This window comes from Cellulomonas oligotrophica, assembly GCF_013409875.1.
Classification (GTDB): domain Bacteria; phylum Actinomycetota; class Actinomycetes; order Actinomycetales; family Cellulomonadaceae; genus Cellulomonas; species Cellulomonas oligotrophica.
Window position 1 is genome coordinate 362,493 of the sequence record NZ_JACCBK010000001.1, and the last position, 20,730, is coordinate 383,222.

Genomic DNA, 20,730 nt, shown 5'->3' on the forward strand with positions numbered 1-20,730 from the left:
CACGCACCCGTGCCGCCGAGGGCCGGGATGCACCGAGACGAACCGGAGGACGATGGTGTCCACGAACCGTACGAGAACGGGCGGGCAGCGCTGGCGCGCCGCTGCGACCGTCGCGACCGCCGCAGCGGTGGTCGCGGTCCCCCTGGCGCTGGCGAGCACGTCCGCGAGCGCCGCCGAGCCCCACGTCGACAACCCCTACGCGGGGGCGACGCAGTACGTGAACCCGACGTGGTCGGCGACGGTCCAGGACGCGGCGTCGCGTGCCGGTGACGCGACGCTGGCCGGGAGGATGCGCACGGTCGCGAACCAGCCGACCGCGGTGTGGATGGACCGGATCAGCGCGATCACGGGCAACGCGGACGGCAACGGTCTGCGGTTCCACCTGGACGAGGCGCTGGAGCAGAAGCAGGCGGGCACCCCGCTGGTCTTCAACCTGGTGATCTACAACCTGCCGGGCCGTGACTGCTACGCGCTGGCGTCCAACGGCGAGCTGCCGGCGACGGCGGCGGGGCTGACGCGGTACCAGAGCGAGTACATCGACCCGATCGTGGACATCCTGTCCGAGCCGAAGTACGCGGACCTGCGGATCGCGGCGACGATCGAGCCGGACTCCCTGCCGAACCTGGTGACGAACATCGGTGAGCAGGCGTGCCAGCAGTCGGCCCCGTACTACCGGGCGGGCGTGAAGTACGCGCTGGACGAGCTGAAGACGATGTCGAACGTGTACACGTACGTCGACGCGGCGCACTCGGGCTGGCTGGGCTGGGACTCCAACGCCGGTCCTGCGGTGAAGCTGTTCGCCGAGGTCGCGCGCAGCACGCGGCTGGGGTTCGCGTCGATCGACGGGTTCGTGACGAACACGGCGAACAGCACGCCGCTGGCGGAGCCGTTCCTGACGGACCCGAACCAGCAGGTCGGGGGCGCGCCGGTGCGGTCGTCGTCGTTCTACGAGTGGAACTCGGACTTCGGTGAGCTGGCGTGGACGGCGCACCTGCACCGCCTGGCGGTCGCGGAGGGGTTCCCGGCGAGCACGGGCATGCTCATCGACACCTCCCGCAACGGGTGGGGCGGGCCGGCGCGGCCGACGGCTGCGTCGACGAGCACGAACCTCAACACGTTCGTGAACGAGTCGCGGATCGACCGTCGCGTGCACCGCGGTGCGTGGTGCAACCCGCTGGGTGCGGGTATCGGCGAGCTGCCCCGGGCGACGCCCGCGGGTGCGCCGGCGGACGCGCACCTGGACGCGTACGTGTGGATCAAGCCGCCGGGCGAGTCGGACGGGGCCTCGAAGGAGATCCCGAACGACCAGGGCAAGAGCTTCGACCGGATGTGCGACCCGACGTTCGTGTCGCCGAAGCTGGCGAACCAGCTCACGGGGGCGACGCCTGACGCGCCGCTGGCCGGGCAGTGGTTCGACACGCAGTTCACCACGCTGGTGCGCAACGCGTACCCGGTGATCCCGGTCGACGGCACGAACCCGACGCCCACGCCGACGCCGACGGTCACCCCGACCCCGACGCCGACCGTGACGCCGACGCCCACGCCGACCCCGACGGTCACCCCGACGCCCACGCCGACGCCGACGGTCACCCCGACGCCGACGCCGACCGTGACGCCGACCCCGACGCCCACGTCGCAGGGTGCGTGCCGGGTGGCGTACTCGCAGAGCAGCTGGAACTCCGGCTTCTCGGCGAACGTGAAGATCACCAACACCGGCACGAGCGCGCTCAGCGGCTGGACGCTGCGGTTCACGCTGGCCGGCGGTCAGCAGGTCACGCAGGGCTGGAGCGCCACCTGGGCGCAGTCCGGTGCGGCCGTGACGGCGACGAACGCCGCGTGGAACGGCTCGCTGGCGCCCGGTGCGTCGGTCGACGTCGGCTTCAACGGCTCGCACACCGGCACGACGACCGCGCCGACGGCGTTCACGCTGAACGGTGCGACCTGCACGGTGGGCTGACACCTGGCGCCGGGTGACCCCCGGCGTGCGCAGCACGGCCCCGTGGGGCCCGTCCGGGACGACCGGGCGGGCCCCACGGGCGTTCGCGCAGTCCGGCGCAGGTGGCTGCCGGTCGGTGCCGGCGCCGTCGGGCGACGGTCACCCGGCGGCGGGCACCACCGCGCCGTGGGTGCGGACCGACGCGGCCAGGGCGGTGCAGAACGCGTCGACGTCGTCGGGCGTGGTGTCGAACGCGCACATCAGCCGCACGGTGCTCGTCGCCCGGTCCCAGTCGTAGAACCGCCACGTGGCGCGCAGGTCGGCGGCCACCGGTGCGGGCATCTGCACGAACACCGCGTTGGACTGCGTGGGGACGGTCGTGACGAGCCCGGTCGCGTCGACACCGGCCCGCAGCCGGTCCGCCATGGCGTTCGCGTGCCGTGCGCACCGCAGCCACAGGTCGCCCTCGTACAGCGCGAGCAGCTGCGCGGACACGAACCGGGCCTTGGACGCGAGCTGCATGCTCTGCTTGCGCAGCAGGTCCACCCCCGGCACCCGGTCGGGGTCGAGGACGACGACGGCCTCGCCGAGGAGCATCCCGTTCTTGGTCCCGCCGAGGGACACGACGTCGACGCCGACGTCGGTCGTCAGCTCGGCGAGCGTGACGTCGAGCCGCGCGGCGGCGTTCGACAGGCGGGCCCCGTCGACGTGGACGGCCATGCCGAGCTCGTGCGCGCGGTCCGCGACCGCCCGGACCTGCGCGGGGGTGTACACCGTCCCGAGCTCGGTGGACTGCGTCAGGGACACGACGCACGGCTGGGCGCGGTGCACGTCGCCGATGGTCCACGCGAACCGGTCGAGGTCCGCGGGGGTCAGGCGCCCGTCGGTGGTGGGGACGGCGAGGAGCTTGAGCCCGCCGACGCGCTCGGGGGCGGCGTTCTCGTCGTTGTGGACGTGCGCCTGCTCGGTGCACACGACCGCACCCCACCGCGGCGACGCGGCCTGCAGCGCGACGACGTTCGCCCCGGTGCCGTTGAGGACGGGGAACGCGCTCGCGGTCGGGCCGAAGCGTGCGGCGACGACGTCCTGCAGGCGCGCGGTCCAGGGGTCGTCGCCGTACGCGGGGGCGTGCCCGACGTTGGCGGCGGTGACGGCGGCGAGGACCTCGGGGTGGGCGCCGGCGTAGTTGTCGGACGCGAAGTGGCGGGCGGGGGCGGGCGGGGGCACGGTCACGGGTCCCAGTATCGGGCAGGGGGCCGGTCGTCCCGGTGGCGTCGCAGGGCCGCCGGGCGGGGGGGCGGGCGGGGGTCGGGCACGGCGTCGGTGCAGGTGCGGACCGTGGGGGCAGGCGGCATGATCCGTGCAGCCCCGCCGCCGGGCGGGCACGGCACGGGCGTGCGCGCCCCGGGAGGAGACGGCCCCGCATGGGCGAGCAGCCGCAGCACCACGACCCGTCGCACGGTCGCGACGAGTCGTTCGTCGAGCGCATGGACCGCAACTGGGAGGAGCTGCTGCAGGAGCTGCGGGTGACGCAGACGGGCACGCAGATCCTGACCGGGTTCCTGCTGACGCTGCCGTTCCAGCAGCGGTTCTCCGACCTGGACGCCTACCAGGTGCGCCTGTACCTGGTGCTGGTGGTGCTGGCGTCGGTCGCGACGGTGCTCATCGTGACGCCGGTGAGCCTGCACCGGCTGCTGTTCCGTCGGGGGCTGAAGGCCGAGCTCGTCGACGCCGCGCACGCGTTCGCCCGGGCGGGCCTGGGGGCGCTCGCGCTGGTGCTGATCGGTGCGGCGATGCTGCTGTTCGACGTCGTGGTCTCGCGTCCGGCCGGGTGGACCGTCGCCGCGGGCCTGGCGCTGCTGGTGGCGCTCGCGTGGGTGGCGGTGCCGCACCTCATCGTGCGTCGCGCCCGGGGCTGAGTCCCCCGCCGGGCCGTGGTGCCGTGCTCAGGCCTGCGCGGCCCGGCAGGTCGCGCAGGTGCCGACGAGCTCGATCGTGTGCTCGACGTCGCCGTACCCGTGCGCGGCTGCGACCTGCGCCGCCCACGCCTCGGCGTTCGGTCCGTCGATCTCCACCGCGGCGCCGCAGGAGCGGCAGACCAGGTGGTGGTGGTGGCGGGACACCGCGCAGCGGCGGTACACGGCCTCGCCGTCGGCGGTCCGCAGGACGTCGACGTCGCCCGACCCGGCGAGGTTCTGCATGGCCCGGTACACCGTGGCCAGGCCGACGCTCGAGCCGCGGTCCCGGAGGATCTCGTGCAGCTGCTGCGCGGACCGGAACTCCTCGAGCTCGTCGAGGAGGTCGACGATCTCCGCGCGCTGGCGGGTACGTCGCTGCACGACGGCCATGGTCACCTCCGGTGCGGTCACCGGCCCGCCCGGGCCGGACCGCTGTCGAGAACTGCTCCCAGCAGGATACGTGACGCGCCCGGGCGACCGCCCGGGCGCGTCACGCACGTCAGGTCAGCCCTGGACGGCGCGCTTGAGCGTGCTGCCCGCGGTGATCTTCACGCGGTGGCCCGCGGGGATCTCGATCTTCTCGCCCGTCTGCGGGTTCACACCCGTGCGAGCGGCACGCTCGGCGCGCGCGAAGGCGATGAAGCCCGGCAGAGACACGTCGTTGCCGGCGGCGAGCTGCTCGACGAGCACCTCCTGGAAGGCCTTGAGGGCCTTGTCGGTGTCGGCGTTGGACAGCCCGGCCTTCGCCGCGACGGCCTGGACGAGCTCGGTGCGGTTGACGCTCACGAGTGGTGTGCTCCTTGTCGTTCGGTTGCTGCCGGCCCGGCGACCCGGGACGGCGTCGTGCGGGGCTCGGCCCGACGCACGGTGCCAGACCCTAGCCCCACAGACGCGATGATGCTGCGTCAGCGCACCGCTCACCGGCCACGACGTCCCCGCGCGCGGACCCGCTCGGCCGTCCACGTGGTGATCACCCGCTCCGCCGGCACCCCGTGCGCGGCCACCCGCTCGCACCCCGTCCACGTCCAGTCCAGCTGCCCCGGGGCGTGCGCGTCGGAGTCGATGCTCAGCTCGCAGCCCACCTCCACGGCGACCGCGAGGAGCGCATGCGGGGGGTCGAGCCGGTCCGGGCGGCAGTTCACCTCGACGGCGACCCCGTGCTCCGCGCAGGCCTCGAAGACGGCCCGGGCGTCGAACTGGCTCGGCGGGCGCAGCCGGCCCGTGACCTGCCGGCCCGTGCAGTGCCCCAGCACGTCCGTGCGCGGGTCGGCCACCGCCCGCAGCAGGCGGCGCGTCATCGCCGGGGCGTCCATCCGCAGCTTCGAGTGCACCGACGCGACGACGACGTCGAGCTCGTCGAGCAGGTCCGGGTCCTGGTCGAGGGTCCCGTCGTCGAGGACGTCGACCTCGATGCCCGTGAGCACGTCGAACGGCGCCACCGCTCCCGCGAGCGCCCGCACCTGCTGCACCTGGGCGCGCAGGCGTGCCGCCGACAGCCCGTTCGCGACCCGCAGCCGCGGCGAGTGGTCCGTGACGGCCAGGTACTCGCGGCCCAGCCCCATCGCGGCCAGGACCATCTCCTGCACCGAGGTCGACCCGTCGGACGCGTCGGAGTGCGCGTGCAGGTCCCCCCGCAGCGCCTGGTGCAGCGCGACGGCGCCCGGGTCGGTGCGTGCCGCGTCCACCGCCGCGGCCTGCTCCTCCAGGTCGACGAGCGCTCGCACGGGCTCCCCCGCCCACGTCCGTGCCACGACGTCCGCCGTGCGGGCCCCGACGGACGGCAGGTCCGTCACGGACCCTGCCGCCACCAGCGACCCCAGCCGTGCCGCGTCGGTGCCCTCGACGACGGTCGCGGCCGTCCGGTACGCCTGGCACCGGTAGCTCGACGCCTGCGCGCGCTCCAGCAGGAACGCCGCACGCCGCAGCGCCGCGACCGCACGCTCGCGCCGGTCCTCGTCGGCCGGGCTCACCGGGCCTTCGCCGCCGGTGCCTCGTCCCGTCCGCCGCCGTCCCCGCCGTCCTTCGCACCGTCCACGGTGCCCTCACGCGCCGACCGTGCACGGTCCACGCTGCGCTGGAGCGCGGCCAGCAGGTCCACGACCTGCGCGCCCTCGCCCTCGCCGCCGGCGGCGTCCTCCTGGCCGGCGGACGCCGGCGCCGACCGGGTGTCGCCCGACGACACCTTCGTCTCGATGAGCTCCTCGAGCGCCGCCGCGTACGCGTCCTCGTACTGCGAGGGGTCGAAGTCCCCCGCCAACGACTCCACCAGCGACGACGCCATCGTCAGCTCCTGCGGGCGCACCGTCACGTCCTCGTCCAGCACCGGGAAGTCCGCCTCGCGGACCTCGTCCGGCCACAGCAGCGTCTGCAGGCAGATCACCCTGTCCCGCACCCGCAGCACCGCCATCGCCTCCCGCTGCCGGATCGCGACCTTCACCACCGCCACCCGGTCCGTCGCCTCCAGCGCCCCCCGCAGCAGCGCGTACGGCTTGGCCGCCGACCGCTCCGGCTCCAGGTAGTACGTCTTCTGCAGCATCACCGGGTCCACCTGCTCCGCCGGCACGAACTCCAGGACGTCGATCTCCCGCTCCGTCGACAACGGCAGGCCCGCGAGGTCCTCGTCGTCGAGGACCACGAGCTCACCGTCGCCGGTCTCGTAGCCCTTGGCCACGTCCGACCACTCCACCGTCTCACCGCACACCGAGCAGACCTTCCGGTACCGGATCCGTCCGCCGTCGTCGCGGTGCACCTGGTGCAGGCGCACCTCGTGCTCCCCCGTCGCCGCGTACAGCCGCACCGGCACGTTCACCAGCCCGAACGCCACCGCGCCCTTCCAGATCGCCCGCACGCACGCCTCCCCGCCCCGCCCCGGCGGGCGCACCGGCCCCGCCCGCCCCACGGACCGGGCCCCTGCCGCTGCCGCGACCGGCGCACCCCTTCCCGGCAGGATGGACCCGTGCAGCCCATGCTCGCCACCGCGGCACCACCGCCCGGCCGCCCGCCCGCGGGCCCGGGCTGGGCCCACGAGGTCAAGTGGGACGGCGTGCGCGCCCTCGTGACCGTCCACGACGGCACCTGGCACGTGACCGCCCGCACCGGCCGCGACACCACCGTCGCCTACCCCGAGCTCGCGCCCCTGGCGGCCGTGCCCGCGCTCGCGGGCGGCACCGTCCTGGACGGGGAGGTCGTCCTGCTCGCCGACGGCCGCCCCTCGTTCACCGCGCTCGCGGACCGCATGCACGTGCGAGACGCCCGCCGGGCGGCGGCGCTCGCCGCGGCCCGGCCGGTGGCGCTCGTGGTGTTCGACGTGCTGCGCCACGACGGGCAGGACCTGACGGGCGCCCCGTTCGCCCGGCGCCGGGAGGTCCTCGACGACGTGGCGCCCGACCTGCCGGGCACGGTGCACGTCTCGCCGCTGTACGACGACGGTGCGGCCCTGTGGGACGCGACCGCGCAGCAGGGGCTGGAGGGTGTGGTGTCCAAGCGGGTGGCGTCGCCGTACCGGCCGGGGGTGCGGTCGCCGGACTGGGTCAAGGCCCCGCACCGGCACGTGCGCACGGCCCTGGTCGCGGGGTGGCGGCCGGAGTCGACGGGGACGGGCCGGCTGGGCGCGGTGCTGCTGGTCGCCCCGGACGCGTCGGGGGCGCTGCGGTACCTGGGGCGCGCCGGCTCGGGCCTGGGCGGGCCGGTGGGCCGTGACCTGGACGGGCGGCTGCGGCACGCCCCGGCGGTGCGGTGCGCGGTGGCGGACCCCGTGCCGGCCGTCGACGCCCGCGGCACGGTGTGGGTGGAGCCCGACGTGGCGGTCGACGTGCGGTACCTGACCCGGACCCCGTCGGGGCGGCTGCGCCAGCCCGTGGTCCTGGGCGCGCGCACCGACGCCGACGTCGACCCGTGGGAGTCCCGGTGAGCCCGCAGGGGTCCGGCCAGAGCCTGGACGTCGACGGCGTGCCGGTGCGGGTCACGCACCTGGACAAGGTCCTGTACCCGTCGGGCTTCACGAAGGCCGAGGTCATCGACTACGTCGTGCAGGTGGCCCCGGCGCTGCTGCGGCAGCTGCGCGACCGCCCGGTCACGCGGGTCCGGTGGCCGCACGGCACCGGCGGGCCGCGGTTCTTCGAGAAGAACGTGCCCCGGGGCGCCCCGCCCTGGCTGCGGCACCACCGGCTGCCGGCGTCACCGGGCACCGACGACGAGGGCACGACCCTGGACCTGCCGGTGCTGGACTCCCTGCCGGGGCTGGTGTGGGCGGCGAACGCGTCCGCGCTGGAGCTGCACACCCCCCAGTGGAGCGTCGACGCGACCGGGCACGTGCGTGACGTGGACCGTCTGGTGGTGGACCTCGACCCCGGCCCGGGCGCGGACCTGGCCGCGTGCGCGCGCGTCGCCCACCTCGTCGCGGACCGGCTGCGTACCGACGGGCTGACCCGCACCGTCCCCGTGACATCCGGCTCGAAGGGCTTGCAGCTGTACGCGCCGCTGCCCGCACCCCGACCGGCGGCCGACGTGCGCGCCTACGCCCGCACCCTCGCGCACGACCTCGCCGCGGCGCACCCGGGCCTCGTGGTGGCCGTCATGCGCAAGGACGTGCGCGGCGGCAGGGTCCTGCTGGACTGGTCGCAGAACCACCCCGCGAAGACCACGATCACGCCGTGGTCGCTGCGCGGCCGCGACCGCCCGACCGTCGCCGCGCCCCGCCGGTGGGACGAGATCGGCCCGGACCTGGCCCAGCTGGACGCGGCGCAGGCGGTCGCCCGGCTCGCCGCCGAGGGCGACCCGTTCGACGCCTGACGTCCTGGGGACGGCGGCTCCGATGGCGGGCACCGGCGACCTTTGGCAGCGTGGTCACGTCCCACCCACGACGGCCCCCTGGGCCCGAAGGAGACTCACCCCATGGCGCGCGACCTGCCCCGTTACACGGTCCCCTCGCTGACCCCTGAGGACGGCGCCGAGCTCGCGGCGATCCTGCAGGGCCGCCTGCACGCCCTCAACGACCTCGCCCTGACGCTCAAGCACATCCACTGGAACGTCGTCGGCCCCCACTTCATCGCCGTGCACGAGATGATCGACCCGCAGGTCGACGCCGTGCGGGCCATGGTCGACGCGATCGCCGAGCGCATCGCGACCCTCGGCGTCGCACCCCAGGGCACCCCGGGCGCCCTGGTCAAGGCCCGCACCTGGAACGACTACTCGATCGGCCGCGCGTCGACGACGGCGCACCTGGGCGCCCTCGACGAGGTGTACATCGGCGTCATCACCGACCACCGCAAGGCCGCCGAGGCCGCGGAGGCCCTCGACGACGTGACGAACGACCTGCTCATCGGGCACCTGCACGACCTGGAGCTGTTCCACTGGTTCGTGCGCGCGCACCTGGAGTCCGCGGGCGGCGAGCTGTCGACCGCCGGCGCGAGCACCGAGCGGGACGCCGCGGCGGCGGCGGACCGCGCCGACGCGTGAGCACGTCCTCCCGGCCCGGCCCCGTCGGCACGTCCGACGGGGCCGGGCTGCGCACCGGGCGCGTCCAGCCCCGCCTGGACGTCCCCCCGCCCCGCCTGCACGTGGCCGCCCGCCTCGAGGACCGGTTCGACACGGCCCTGGCGGCGCTGCTGCGCCGGCGCGGCTGGACCTTGCGGATCGTCGGCTACACCGGGTATGGCACCGGCGGACGCGTGCGGGTCCTAGCCCGCACGCTCCTGGCGGCACCGACCGTCGGGCAGGACGACCTGCCGGGCCAGGACGACACGTCGCACGAGCAGCCCGCCGTGCGGGGCTTCCGCTCGTTCTTCACCGCGTCAGTCGCCGGCGCGCAGGTCCTCGCGCACGTCGGCGGGCGCGTGCACACCCTGACGACCGACCGGGGCGGGTACCTCGACGCGCTCGTCGAGGCGGACCTGCCCCCGGGGTGGCACGAGATCACCCTCACGTCGATCGACGGCGCCCGCGCGACCGCACCCGTGCTGGTCGTCGGCCCGGACCCGGTGGACGGGATCGTCTCGGACATCGACGACACCGTCATGGTCACCCGCCTGCCCCGGCCCCTCGTCGCGGCGTGGAACGTGTTCGTCCGCCACGAGAACGCCCGCGAACCCGTGCCCGGCATGGCGGGCCTGTACCGGGCGCTGGGCGGCGACGACCCCGCCCGCCCGGTCGTGTACCTGTCGACGGGGGCGTGGAACGCCGCACCGGCGATCGCCCGGTTCCTGCGCCGCCACGACCTGCCGGTGGGTCCGCTGCTGCTGACGGACTGGGGGCCGACGAACACCGGCTGGTTCCGGTCCGGCCCGACGCACAAGGTCACGCAGCTGCGGCGGCTGTTCACCGACCTGCCGCAGGTGCGGTGGACGCTCGTCGGCGACGACGGGCAGCACGACCCGGTGATCTACGCCGGCGCCGTCGAGCACCACCCCGAGCACGTGCGCGCCGTCCTCGTGCGCCGCCTGACACCGGGCGAGCACGTGCTGTCCCACGGTGCGCCGGCCCGGCCCGCCGGGACCGGCGAGGCCGAGGACGACACGGCACGCGGCGGCGTGCCCGTCCTCGAGGGCGCCGACGGCGTCGAGCTGCTGCGCGCGGCGCGCACGCACGGCCTGCTCACCGCCCAGGCCTGATCGACCGCACCGGTGGTGCCCCCGGAACCCCGGGAGCACCACCGGTGCGGTCGCGTCACAGACGCTGCGGGTCGTCCCAGTCCTCGCTGGAGGCGATCGCCTCGTCGTCGGGCACGAGCTCGGCCGCCCGCAGGGACCGGGGCGCGCGGGCCGGATCGCCGCCGGAGCGGGCGTCGGCGGCGTGCAGCTCTGCCTCGAGCAGGGGTGCGTCGGCGAGGTGCTCGGCCGAGGGGTCGGACGTGAGGTCGGTGTCGCGGTGCCTGCTCATGACCCGTTTGTACCGCGCTCGGACGGTGGTCCGCACCTGCTCACGGTGCCGGGACGGTGACGACGTCGTGGCGGTCCGGTGCCGGCGCCGGGCCCGGTCGCGGCGGGTGCCGGGCGCGGCCACTCAGGCACGGCTAAACGCTTCGGTCCCTGCCCGGTCGTCGAAGCGCATCGATAGCGTGACGGCCGCGGTGGCGGGGCCGCGCTCGCGGGCTCCCCGCTCCTCCCGGGACGGCCCCGGGGGCTCGGGCCGCGTGGTGAAGGAGTGCAACGATGCGCGTCCCTCCTCTTCTGGGCCCGTGGGCGGCGGCCGGTGTCGCGGCCGCGCTGGTCGCCGGTGGCGTGGCGGCCGGTGTGGCCGACGCGGCACCGGCCGCTGCGGCGTCGGCGTACGACTGGGGCAACGTCGAGATCGTCGGCGGCGGCTTCGTCCCGGGGATCGTGTACAGCCGGGCCGAGCAGGGCCTGGTGTACGCCCGCACGGACATCGGCGGTGCGTACCGGATGGACCCGGCCACGCGCCGGTGGGTGCCGCTGCTGGACCACGTGGGGTGGGACGACTGGAGCCACTCGGGGGTGCTGTCGATCGCACCCGACCCGGTCGACCCGGACCGGGTGTACGCCGCGGTGGGCACGTACACGAACTCGTGGGACCCGCAGAACGGTGCGGTCCTGCGCTCGGACGACCGGGGCGAGACGTGGCAGCGGACGATGCTGCCGTTCAAGGTCGGCGGGAACATGCCCGGCCGCGGGATGGGTGAGCGCCTGCAGGTCGACCCGAACGACAACCGGGTGCTGTACCTGGGTGCGGAGGACGGCAACGGCCTGTGGCGCTCGACGGACCGGGGTGTGACGTGGGCGCAGGTCACGAGCTTCCCGAACCCCGGGGACTACGTGGCGGACCCGACGTCGAGCAACGAGTACCTGACGGTGCCGCAGGGCGTGGTGTGGGTGACGTTCGACCCCACGAGCGGCACCGCGGGCTCCCCGACGCGGGAGATCTACGTGGGGGTGGCCGACAAGGAGGAGAGCATCTACCGGTCCACCGACGCGGGGGCGACGTGGCAGGCCGTCCCGGGGCAGCCGACGGGCTTCGTGCCGCACAAGGGTGTGCTCGACGAGGTCGGCGGGCAGCTGTACGTCGCGACGAGCGACACCGGCGGCCCGTACGACGGCGGGAAGGGCGACGTGTGGCGCCTGGACACCGCGACGGGGACGTGGACGTCGGTCTCCCCCGTGCCGTCGTCGAGCGCGGACGCGTACTTCGGGTACTCGGGCCTGACGGTCGACCGGCAGGACCCGGACACGATCATGGTGACGACGCAGATGTCGTGGTGGCCGGACGTGCAGATCTTCCGGTCCACGGACCGGGGGGCCACGTGGTCGCGGATCTGGGACTGGGCGGGCTACCCGAACAGGGACCTGCGCTACGACCTGGACTACTCCGGCGCGCCGTGGCTGACGTTCGGCAAGACGTCGGCGCCGCCGGCCGAGCCGCTGGTGAAGCTGGGGTGGATGGTCGAGTCGTTCGAGATCGACCCCTTCGACTCGGACGGCGCGCTCTACGGCACGGGAGCCACCGTCTACGGGACCGACGACCTGACCGCGTGGGACACCGGGGGCACCGTCGACATCGAGGTCCGTGCGCAGGGCATCGAGGAGACCGCGGTGCTGGACCTGGCCGCTCCGCCCGGGGCCGTGGAGCTGGTCTCGGGGCTGGGGGACATCGGCGGGTTCGTGCACACGGACATCTCGACGGTCCCGTCGCAGATGTTCACCCAGCCGTACCACGGGTCGGTCACGGGGGTGGACTTCGCCGAGGCGAAGCCCGCGACGATGGTGCGGGTCGGGCAGGCCGTCGACGGCACCGTGGAGTCCCACATCGGGGTGTCGACGTCGTCGGGGTCGAGCTGGTGGGCCGGGCAGCAGCCGTCCGGCGTCACCGGCGGCGGCACCGTCGCGATGGCCGCGGACGGGTCGACGATCGTGTGGAGCCCGGCCGGCACGGGCGTGCACCGCTCGACGACGCTCGGCTCGTCGTGGACGGCGTCGACGGGTGTCCCGGCCGGTGCCCGGGTCGAGGCCGACCGGGTGGACCCGAAGGTCTTCTACGCGTACGCGGCCGGGACGTTCTACCGCTCCACGGACGGCGGGGCGTCGTTCACCGCGTCGGCGACGACGGTGCTGCCCGCCGAGGGCAACGTCCGGTTCGGGGCGGTGCCCGGCAAGGCCGGTCACGTGTGGCTGGCCGGTGCGGACGGCATGTACCGCTCGACCGACGGGGGCGTCACGTTCACCGTGGTCCCCGGGTTCACCGACGGCGGCGCCGTGGGGTTCGGCAAGGCGGCTCCGGGGGCGTCGTACCCGGCGATCTACTCCACGTCGCAGTACCAGGGCGTGCGGGGCTTCTTCCGGTCGGTCGACGGCGGCGCCACGTGGGTCCGGATCAACGACGACGAGCACCAGTACGCGTGGACGGGGTCCGTCATCACGGGCGACCCGGACGTCTTCGGGCGGGTGTACGTTGGCACGAACGGTCGCGGCGTGGTCGTGGGCGAGGACGGCGGGTCCGTCCCGACGGTCACACCGACACCGACGCCGACCCCGACGGTCACACCGACGCCGACGCCCACGGCGACCCCCACGGTGACACCCACGGTGACACCCACGCCGACCGTGAGCCCGACGCCGACGGTGACCCCCACCGTGACGCCGAGCCCGACCCCGACGCCCACCGCGGCCGGTGCGTGCCGGGTGACCTACACGGCGAACAGCTGGAGCACCGGGTTCACCGGTGGCGTGCGGATCACGAACACGTCGGCGGCGACGCTGCAGGGCTGGACCCTGCGGTTCGCGTTCGGCAGCGGCCAGCAGGTCACCCAGGGCTGGTCGGCGCAGTGGTCGCAGTCCGGCACCCAGGTGACGGCGACCAACGCGGCGTGGAACGGCGCCCTGGCCCCCGGGGCGAGCGTCGACATCGGCTTCAACGGGTCGCACACGGGCACGAACGTCAACCCGACGGCGTTCACGCTGAACGGGTCGACGTGCACGACCGGCTGACGCGGCGGTGCGGCCCGCGACGCTGACTCCCGGCGCGGGCCGCCTGCCCGGACGACGCCCGGACGGTCTCACGGACCGGCCGGGCGTCGTCCGTCCCGGGGCGAACCCGCTGGTCAGCGACGGGGAGACGAAGATCACACCCGGGGGGGGACGAAGATCTCTTGACGTCGACATAACATCGCGACGCGTGGAACCACGGACGACCGACCGCAGCGCCGCAGACGTCGACATCCTCCTCGTCGGGGGCGGGGTGATGAGCGCGACCCTCGCCTCACTCCTCACCACCCTCGAGCCGGGCTGGACCATCGAGGTCCACGAACGACTCGACGCCCCCGCCCTCGAGAGCTCCAACCCCTGGAACAACGCCGGCACCGGCCACGCCGCGCTGTGCGAGCTGAACTACACCCCGCAACGCCCCGACGGCACCGTCGACATCACCAAGGCCGTCGCCATCAACGAGCAGTTCGAGATCTCCCGCGAGCTCTGGGACCACCTCGCCACCCACGGGCGCCTGCCCGGCGCCGGGCAGTTCTGCACCCCCACCCCCCACATGACGTTCGTCCGCGGCGCCGCCGACGTCGCCTACCTGCAGGCCCGGCACGCCGCCCTCGCCGCCCACCCCCTGTTCGCGGACCTCGAGCTCACCACCGACCCCGCGACCATCGCCGAGTGGGCACCGCTGCTCATGGCCGGCCGCGACGACGACGAGCCCGTCGCCGCGACCCGCGCCACCACCGGCACCGACGTCGACTTCGGCGCCCTCACCCGCGCCATGCTCGCCGACGCCACCGCCCGCGGCGTCGCCGTCCACACCTCGTCGGAGGTCACCCGCCTGCGTCGCACCCGCGACGGCCGCTGGCGCGTCACCGTGCGCGACCGCCGCTGGAACGGCACCGGCCGACGCACCGTCACCGCCCGCTTCGTGTTCGTCGGTGCCGGCGGCGGCGCCCTGCACCTGCTGCAGCGCTCGCGGATCAAGGAGATCCGCGGCTACGCCGGCTTCCCGATCTCCGGGCAGTTCCTGCGCACCACGGACCCCGACCTCGTGCGCGCCCACCGCGCCAAGGTCTACGGCAAGGCCGCGATCGGCGCCCCGCCGATGTCCGTGCCGCACCTGGACTCCCGCACCGTCGACGGCGGCGACGCGATCATGTTCGGCCCCTACGCAGGCTGGAGCATGAAGTTCCTCAAGGCCGGCTCCTGGACCGACCTGCTGCGGTCGATCCGCCCCGGCAACCTCGTGCCGATGCTCGCCGTCGGGCTGCGCAACCTCGACCTGCTCACGTACCTGGTCCGCGAGGTCACCGCCACCAGCACCGCCCGCCTGCGGGCCCTGCGGGCGTACATGCCCACCGCGGACCTGCGGCACTGGGAGCTCGTCACCGCCGGGCAGCGCGTCCAGGTCATCAAGCGCGGGCCCGGCGGCGGCGTCCTGGAGTTCGGCACCGAGCTCGTCACGTCCGCCGACGGCACCATCGCCGGCCTGCTCGGCGCCTCCCCCGGCGCGTCGACCGCCGCCGCGACCATGCTCGACCTGCTCGAGCGGTGCTTCCCCGACCGCGCGCAGGCCTGGCGGCCCGTGCTGCACGAGATGATGCCCAGCCTCGGGGCGTCCTGGGACGCCGACCTCGACCGCCTCGTCGCGCAGGACCGCCTCGACGACCACGCCCCCACCGGCGGACACTGACCCCCGTGACCGCACCCGCCCCCGTCAGCGCACCGTCCGACCGGCCCGCCGGCACCACGCCCGCGACCGCCCCGCCCGCCGACGGTGCCCCCGGGGGCGGGGACGACCTGCCGGTCCCCGTCAGCGCGCCCATGCGCCACGCCAAGGTCCGGGCGTTCACCGAGCACACCACCGTCGGCCAGGTCCGCACCACCGCCGACGGCGACGTCACGATCGCCTGCGCCTGCGGCATGACCCTGACCAACGGACCTGGGTGGTCCCTCGACGAGCACATCCGCCTGCACCGCGCCGAGGCACGGTTCCTCGCGCTCGCGGCCGTGGCACCCGCGGGGATCCCGCGCCTGGTGGACTGGCCCCTGCCCGCGGGCGGGGCGTCGGGCCCCGGGCCTGGCGCGGGGTCGACGGACGGACCCGGGACGCGCTGAGCACGACGGCGGGTGCCCGCGCCACGGTCGTCATGCACCGTGGCGCGGGTCAGCCCCGCGGCGCCTCCAGGTCGAGCAGGACACGCTTGGCGGGCGCCCCGCCGGCGTACTGCCCGGGGGTGCCGTCGGAGCGCACGACGCGGTGGCAGGGCAGCAGCAGCGGTACCGGGTTGCGGGCGCACGCGGTCCCGACCGCCCGCACGGCCCGGGGCCGGCCGGTCGCGGCGGCGACCTGCGCGTACGTCGCGGTGCGCCCGTAGGGGACGTCGGGCAGCGCGGCGACGACGTCCCGGCGGAACCCCGTGGCCAGTCGCAGGTCCACCGGGACGTCGAACCGGTGCCGGGCGCCGGCGAAGTACTCGTCCAGCTCGCGCAGCACCGGGTCGAGGCGGGCCCCGCCCTGCAGGATCCGGGGGCTCACGCGGCGCGCGACGTCGTCCAGGACGGCCTCGTGGTCCTGGACCTCGAACGCGACGCGCAGCACCCCGCGCTCCCCGCCGACCACGAGCAGCGCCCCGACCGGGGAGTCCACCACCCGGTAGGTCACGTCGAGCAGCCCCCGCGCCGCGGCCCGCTCGACCAGCGTCTCGTGCAGACCCTGCAGCTCGCGCGCGTCGTCCCGCTCCTGCTCAGGCACCGTCCACCTCCGTGCGCTCGTCGTGCGTCCTCGGCATGCCGGACGGCACCGCACGGCCGTGCGTACCGAGCACCCGGCGCAGCGCGGCGACGCCGTCCGCCCCGGCCCGGCGCGCGGCCACGGCGGACCCGCCCACGACCTGCGCCACGTCCGCGTAGGGCATCCCGCCGACGTGGTGCAGCACCACCACCTGACGCTGCCGGTCCGACAGACCCGTCAGGGCCGCCCACAGGTCCAGGTCGCGGTCCCCCGGCACCTCGACCGACCCGGACGCGTGCCCGCGCGCCGCGACGTGCACGTCACCGTCGTCCAGGTCCGTCGGGACGGCGTGCCGGCCGCGGCGGCGCAGCTCGTCGAGGGCCTTGCGGCGCGCGATCGTCACCAGCCACGCCTCGACGTTCGCGTCCTCGGGCAGCGCGGGCCACGCGACCAGCGCCGACAGGAACGTCTCGGACCACGCGTCCTGCGCCCCGTCGTCACGCAGCAGCGCCCGGCACACGGCCAGCACCGTGCGCCCGTGCGCGCGCACCACGCCCTCGAACGGCTCCCGCACCCCTGCACCACCTCCCACCCGTCCCGATCCGCGCCACGGCCCTTGGCACCAGCATGCCGACCCGGCCCGACGCACACCGGGCCGCGCCGGGACGGCGGCACCGGCACCACGCCCCCACCCTCCTCCCGACGTCCCGGCAGGCCAGGACGTGAGGTCCGCACCGGACGGACCTCCGTCCCTTGCCAGGGGCCCGGACCCGGCGCACCGTGGAGACGAGGACGCCCACCGGCGAGCGTCCGCCGTGGAGGTGGTCACCGTGCGTACCGACGGTCCCGTGGTCGTCGCGCTCACCCGCGAGCCCGGCAGCGAGCACGTCCTGGCGTGGGCCCTGTCCGAGGCCACCCGCCTCGGCGCAGCCGTCGACCTCGTCGAGGTCGTCCCCGAGCCGCGCGACGCGACCCTGTGGGCGTGGACCCTCACCCTGCCCGACGTCGTCGTCGACACCGACACACGCGCCCACCTCGCCGACGTCCTCACCCGCGAGCAGGCCCGCCACCCCGACCTGACGATCACCGCCCACAGCCCCCACGGCAACCCCGCCGCCGTGCTGCGCGACCTGTCCGCCGACGCCCGCCTCCTCGTCGTCGGCGCCGGCCACCGCCCCCACCGCACCGGACGCGTCGCCGCGCACGTCGCCGCCCACGCCCGCTGCCCCGTCGCCGTCGTCCGACCCACCACCACCCGCACCCCCGACGGGCACCCCGCACCCGTGGTCGTCGGCGTCGACGGCTCCCGCGCCGCCCGCCACGCCGCGACCACCGCGGCCGCAGCCGCGGTCGCCCGCGACGCCGTCCTGCGCGTCGTCCACGCCCGCCCCACCGTCCAGGCCCCCTACGGCCTGGCCTACCTGCCGCCCGCGTCCGAGGACGACCCCACCCGCGTCGCCGCCCGCGCCCTCGTCGACGACCTCGTCGCCCACCACCCCGACCTGCGCACCGACCTCCACGTCGTCGACGACGACCCCGCCCACGCCCTCGTCCAGCTCGCCGCCGACGCCCAGCTCCTCGTCGTCGGGTCCCGCGGCCTGGGCGCGTTCCCCGGCATGCTCCTCGGCTCCGTCAGCCACGAGGCCGTCCGCCACGCCCCCTGCACCGTCCTCGTCGTCCACGGCGCCCCCGACGACCACGTCCCCGACGAGCCCCTCCTGCGCTGACCACCAGCCACCCGCCCCCGACACGCCCCGTGCAGGACACACCGGTCATTTGACGCACCCGCCCCCGACCGCTGAGGTAGGCGCCGACCAGCCCGCTGACCTGCACCGGAGGCCCCCGTGCGCCGCGCGCGCCGCGCCCACGCCCGACCCGCGTCCCCGCACGCCCCCACCACCTGCACCTGCGAGGTGGGCGCACCGTGATGGGCGCGCACCACGCCGCCAGCGGCGCCGCAGCCTGGGTCGCCGTCGCCTCCACCGCGCCCTACACCCTCGGCTGGTACCCCGTCTCCCCGCTCGGCGTCGTCGCCGGCGCCCTCGTCTGCGCCGGCGCCGCCCTCGCGCCCGACGCCGACCACCACGACGCCACCATCGCCCACTCCCTGCCCCCGGTCTCCGAGGTCGTCTGCGACGCCATCGGCGTCCTCGCCGGCGGCCACCGCAACGGCACCCACTCGATCCTCGGCATCGCCGCCTTCACCGTCCTCGCCTGGGCCGCCGGGCAGGTCACCCTCGACACCCCCTGGTTCGGCGACCTCGCCATCGGCGCCGGCCTGATCTCCGTGCTCCTCGTCGCCTTCGCCGCCCGCGCCCTCGGCCTGTCCGGCGACAGCCGCCTCGGCGCCTGGACCCTCGCCGTCGCGCTCGCGGGCTTCATCACGATCACCGCCCCGACGGAGTGGACGTGGCTGCCAGTCGCCGTCGGCCTGGGTGCCGCCGTCCACGTCGTCGGCGACATGCTCACCACCGGCGGGGTCCCGCTGCTGTGGCCCTGGGAGCCGCGCCCGCCGCGCTGGTGGTCGCGGCGTCCCGTCCTGAAGCTCGTGTGGCGCTCCGGCGGGAACTTCGCGCTGCCCGTCCTGGGCAACGCCGGGTCGACCCGCGAGTGGATCATGGTCGTCCCTGTCGGCCTCTACGCCACCTACGGGGTGGGCGTCGCCATCGCGGTCGGTGTCCTCACGTCGCTCGGCCTGGACGCCGACGCCGTCCTGCTGCGCTTCGTCGAGGTCGCCTCGACCGTGGTCGGCACCGTCCACACCGGCGGCGTCTGACCTCAGGTGCGGGCGCTCCGTCGAGGTGCTGACAACGGCGAGCGGCGTGTCAGTCGTCCTCAGCCTCGGCGGTGGCACCGGTTCCGGGGCCTTCCCCGCGTAGCGAGGCCCACCGCACGCCGGGAATCCGGAACCCGCGCCCACCGGGACCAGCAGACGCCAGCACCTCGACCTCCCACGCCCCGTCGGCCTCCACCCGCGGCACGGTCAACGACCAGTCGGCCCGCAGGCGCCCGGCCAGCTCGAGCGTGCGCACCACACCCTCGGGAGCAGTGACGGCACCGATGTCCGTGCACAGGACGACGACGTGGCAGGTCGGGTCCTTCCAGCACCGCTCGCACGACACCGGCACGAGGTCAGCACGGGTGGCTGCGACGACGCGCCTGGTGACCTTCTCGGCGGCATCGATCGAGCTCGACGAGACGTGCAGGCACCACGTCACCGATGCACCCGGTCGGACCGTCACGACGGTCCAGGTGGCTCGCCACCGGCATCGGTCGGGAGCGACGTCGTCGGCGAGGGCCGAAGGGCGCCGTCCGGGTCGCGGCCCAGGGCTCGCACGTCGCGGGACTGCACGCCTCCCACGCCCGGCACGGTCGCACCCAGGACCCCGACCACGGTCGTGAACGAGTGCCGCAGGCCGCGCGCGCTGATCGGCAGCCCCGCTGGCGCCAGCGCGCCCGTGCGGCGGTCGTGCCCCGGGTGCACCCGCAACCAGCACGCCAACGGGTCGCTGCCCTCGAGGGTCCGCACCACCTGCGTGCGCACCTCCAGCCACCGCTCGACCACGTGCCGCGACACGTCCGGCAGCTCGTGGCGCACGCCCGCGACGCGGACCACGCCGGCCGCCAGGTCCAGGTCCTTGACCCGCACCCCCGTCAGCTGCGCGTCTGTCGCACCTGTGGCCGCGAGCACGTGGACGTGGGCGGTGAACCGCGACCAGATCTGGTGGTGCACCGCGTACGGCGCTGAGCCCGTCGTCACCGCCAGCAGCCGCCGCGCCCGCCGCACGTGCACCTCCACCGGCACGGGCGCCGGCAGCGGCACCCGTTGCTCCCCCGCGTCCGCCGGCAGCAGCGCGCGCTCCCGGGCGTAGGCCTCGAGCGCGCGGGCCGTGGCGGCACGCGCGCGACGCCCGGGCAGGGACGTGCCCTGCTCGTCGTGGTGGGCGAGCCAGTCGGCCACGTTCTGCGGTGCGAGCGCCTCGACCAGCGTGGGACGGTGCAGGCTGCGGCCGCGGGTGTAGGCGAGGAGGTCCGCGGCCGCCCACCGACGCTGGCGCACGGTCGAGGCCGCCGCGTCGAGCGACGAGAGGAACTGCTCGACGACCACGTCGGCCGGCCTGCTGGGGTGCACGTGCGGATGTCTACCAGAGCGCACCCGCACGCGTGACCGGT

Annotated in this window: 21 protein-coding genes; 11 read left to right on the forward strand and 10 right to left on the reverse strand. The window is 75.4% G+C overall.

Annotation, left to right across the window (positions count from 1 at the left end; translation table 11 throughout):
* Nucleotides 1-55: 55 nt before the first annotated feature.
* Complete coding sequence (locus BKA21_RS01640; RefSeq protein WP_239072784.1) at nucleotides 56-1,957, forward strand: glycoside hydrolase family 6 protein; 1,902 nt, start codon at nucleotides 56-58, stop codon at nucleotides 1,955-1,957.
* 138 nt (nucleotides 1,958-2,095) lie between these two features.
* Here BKA21_RS01640 and BKA21_RS01645 read toward each other — a convergent pair whose 3' ends face one another.
* Entirely contained in the window at nucleotides 2,096-3,169 is a 1,074-nt protein-coding gene (locus BKA21_RS01645) for a threonine aldolase family protein (RefSeq protein ID WP_203793423.1), read from the reverse strand.
* A 191-nt stretch (nucleotides 3,170-3,360) separates the two neighbouring features.
* Between BKA21_RS01645 and BKA21_RS01650 the strand changes: the two genes are divergently transcribed.
* A complete protein-coding gene (locus tag BKA21_RS01650) occupies nucleotides 3,361-3,855 on the forward strand; it encodes a DUF6328 family protein (RefSeq protein WP_140458922.1) in 495 nt (164 codons plus the stop codon).
* Nucleotides 3,856-3,882: 27 nt separating this feature from the next.
* Here BKA21_RS01650 and BKA21_RS01655 read toward each other — a convergent pair whose 3' ends face one another.
* The 4 genes from BKA21_RS01655 to ku form a co-directional block, all read right to left on the reverse strand.
* Nucleotides 3,883-4,284 (reverse strand): Fur family transcriptional regulator, encoded by a 402-nt coding sequence (locus BKA21_RS01655; RefSeq protein ID WP_140459212.1) that lies wholly within the window; start codon nucleotides 4,282-4,284, stop codon nucleotides 3,883-3,885.
* Nucleotides 4,285-4,398: 114 nt separating this feature from the next.
* The gene (locus BKA21_RS01660; RefSeq protein WP_140458921.1) at nucleotides 4,399-4,680 is read right to left on the reverse strand and encodes an HU family DNA-binding protein; all 282 of its coding nucleotides are present in this window, start codon (nucleotides 4,678-4,680) and stop codon (nucleotides 4,399-4,401) included.
* Nucleotides 4,681-4,811: 131 nt separating this feature from the next.
* Nucleotides 4,812-5,864, reverse strand: coding sequence for a PHP domain-containing protein (locus BKA21_RS01665; RefSeq protein ID WP_140458920.1), 1,053 nt, complete (start codon nucleotides 5,862-5,864; stop codon nucleotides 4,812-4,814).
* The gene (gene ku, locus BKA21_RS01670; RefSeq protein WP_140458919.1) at nucleotides 5,861-6,742 is read right to left on the reverse strand and encodes a non-homologous end joining protein Ku; all 882 of its coding nucleotides are present in this window, start codon (nucleotides 6,740-6,742) and stop codon (nucleotides 5,861-5,863) included. Before ku ends, BKA21_RS01665 begins: the two co-directional genes overlap by 4 nt.
* A gap of 117 nt (nucleotides 6,743-6,859) precedes the next feature.
* Here ku and BKA21_RS01675 point away from each other — a divergent pair, with 117 nt between their 5' ends.
* The 4 genes from BKA21_RS01675 (at nucleotide 6,860) to BKA21_RS01690 (ending at nucleotide 10,502) form a co-directional block, all read left to right on the forward strand.
* Nucleotides 6,860-7,804 carry an ATP-dependent DNA ligase gene (locus BKA21_RS01675; RefSeq protein ID WP_140459211.1) on the forward strand — a complete coding sequence of 315 codons (945 nt, stop codon included), beginning with the start codon at nucleotides 6,860-6,862 and terminating at the stop codon, nucleotides 7,802-7,804.
* Entirely contained in the window at nucleotides 7,801-8,685 is an 885-nt protein-coding gene (gene ligD / locus BKA21_RS01680) for a non-homologous end-joining DNA ligase (protein ID WP_140458918.1), read from the forward strand. The genes BKA21_RS01675 and ligD overlap by 4 nt, the downstream gene beginning before the upstream one ends.
* Nucleotides 8,686-8,787: 102 nt before the next feature.
* Nucleotides 8,788-9,351 carry a Dps family protein gene (locus BKA21_RS01685; protein ID WP_140458917.1) on the forward strand — a complete coding sequence of 188 codons (564 nt, stop codon included), beginning with the start codon at nucleotides 8,788-8,790 and terminating at the stop codon, nucleotides 9,349-9,351.
* Nucleotides 9,348-10,502: an App1 family protein phosphatidate phosphatase gene (locus BKA21_RS01690; protein ID WP_140458916.1), complete on the forward strand. Its 1,155-nt coding sequence runs from the start codon at nucleotides 9,348-9,350 to the stop codon at nucleotides 10,500-10,502. Before BKA21_RS01685 ends, BKA21_RS01690 begins: the two co-directional genes overlap by 4 nt.
* Nucleotides 10,503-10,557: 55 nt before the next feature.
* Here BKA21_RS01690 and BKA21_RS01695 read toward each other — a convergent pair whose 3' ends face one another.
* Nucleotides 10,558-10,770, reverse strand: coding sequence for a hypothetical protein (locus tag BKA21_RS01695; protein WP_140458915.1), 213 nt, complete (start codon nucleotides 10,768-10,770; stop codon nucleotides 10,558-10,560).
* A gap of 272 nt (nucleotides 10,771-11,042) precedes the next feature.
* Between BKA21_RS01695 and BKA21_RS01700 the strand changes: the two genes are divergently transcribed.
* From BKA21_RS01700 to BKA21_RS01710, 3 genes are all read left to right on the forward strand, one after another.
* Entirely contained in the window at nucleotides 11,043-13,829 is a 2,787-nt protein-coding gene (locus BKA21_RS01700; protein WP_140458914.1) for a cellulose-binding domain-containing protein, read from the forward strand.
* A 187-nt stretch (nucleotides 13,830-14,016) separates the two neighbouring features.
* Complete coding sequence (gene mqo, locus BKA21_RS01705; protein ID WP_275406377.1) at nucleotides 14,017-15,516, forward strand: malate dehydrogenase (quinone); 1,500 nt, start codon at nucleotides 14,017-14,019, stop codon at nucleotides 15,514-15,516.
* Between the two features lie 5 nt (nucleotides 15,517-15,521).
* Nucleotides 15,522-15,941 (forward strand): hypothetical protein, encoded by a 420-nt coding sequence (locus BKA21_RS01710; protein ID WP_239072785.1) that lies wholly within the window; start codon nucleotides 15,522-15,524, stop codon nucleotides 15,939-15,941.
* A 49-nt stretch (nucleotides 15,942-15,990) separates the two neighbouring features.
* Here the strand turns inward: BKA21_RS01710 and BKA21_RS01715 are convergent, their stop codons facing one another.
* Nucleotides 15,991-16,578 (reverse strand): methylated-DNA--[protein]-cysteine S-methyltransferase, encoded by a 588-nt coding sequence (locus BKA21_RS01715; protein WP_140458913.1) that lies wholly within the window; start codon nucleotides 16,576-16,578, stop codon nucleotides 15,991-15,993.
* A complete protein-coding gene (locus tag BKA21_RS20075) occupies nucleotides 16,571-17,131 on the reverse strand; it encodes an RNA polymerase sigma factor (RefSeq protein ID WP_140458912.1) in 561 nt (186 codons plus the stop codon). The genes BKA21_RS01715 and BKA21_RS20075 overlap by 8 nt, the downstream gene beginning before the upstream one ends.
* A 256-nt stretch (nucleotides 17,132-17,387) precedes the next feature.
* Here BKA21_RS20075 and BKA21_RS01725 point away from each other — a divergent pair, with 256 nt between their 5' ends.
* Nucleotides 17,388-18,284, forward strand: coding sequence for a universal stress protein (locus BKA21_RS01725; protein WP_170208993.1), 897 nt, complete (start codon nucleotides 17,388-17,390; stop codon nucleotides 18,282-18,284).
* Between the two features lie 200 nt (nucleotides 18,285-18,484).
* Complete coding sequence (locus tag BKA21_RS01730; protein WP_218886965.1) at nucleotides 18,485-19,333, forward strand: metal-dependent hydrolase; 849 nt, start codon at nucleotides 18,485-18,487, stop codon at nucleotides 19,331-19,333.
* A 49-nt stretch (nucleotides 19,334-19,382) separates the two neighbouring features.
* On the opposite strand, the gene BKA21_RS01735 is transcribed toward BKA21_RS01730, so the two are convergent.
* Nucleotides 19,383-19,775, reverse strand: a complete 393-nt coding sequence (locus tag BKA21_RS01735; RefSeq protein ID WP_140458909.1) for a hypothetical protein — start codon at nucleotides 19,773-19,775, stop codon at nucleotides 19,383-19,385.
* Nucleotides 19,776-19,795: 20 nt separating this feature from the next.
* The gene (locus tag BKA21_RS01740; RefSeq protein ID WP_140458908.1) at nucleotides 19,796-20,689 is read right to left on the reverse strand and encodes a site-specific integrase; all 894 of its coding nucleotides are present in this window, start codon (nucleotides 20,687-20,689) and stop codon (nucleotides 19,796-19,798) included.
* Nucleotides 20,690-20,730 lie beyond the last annotated feature (41 nt).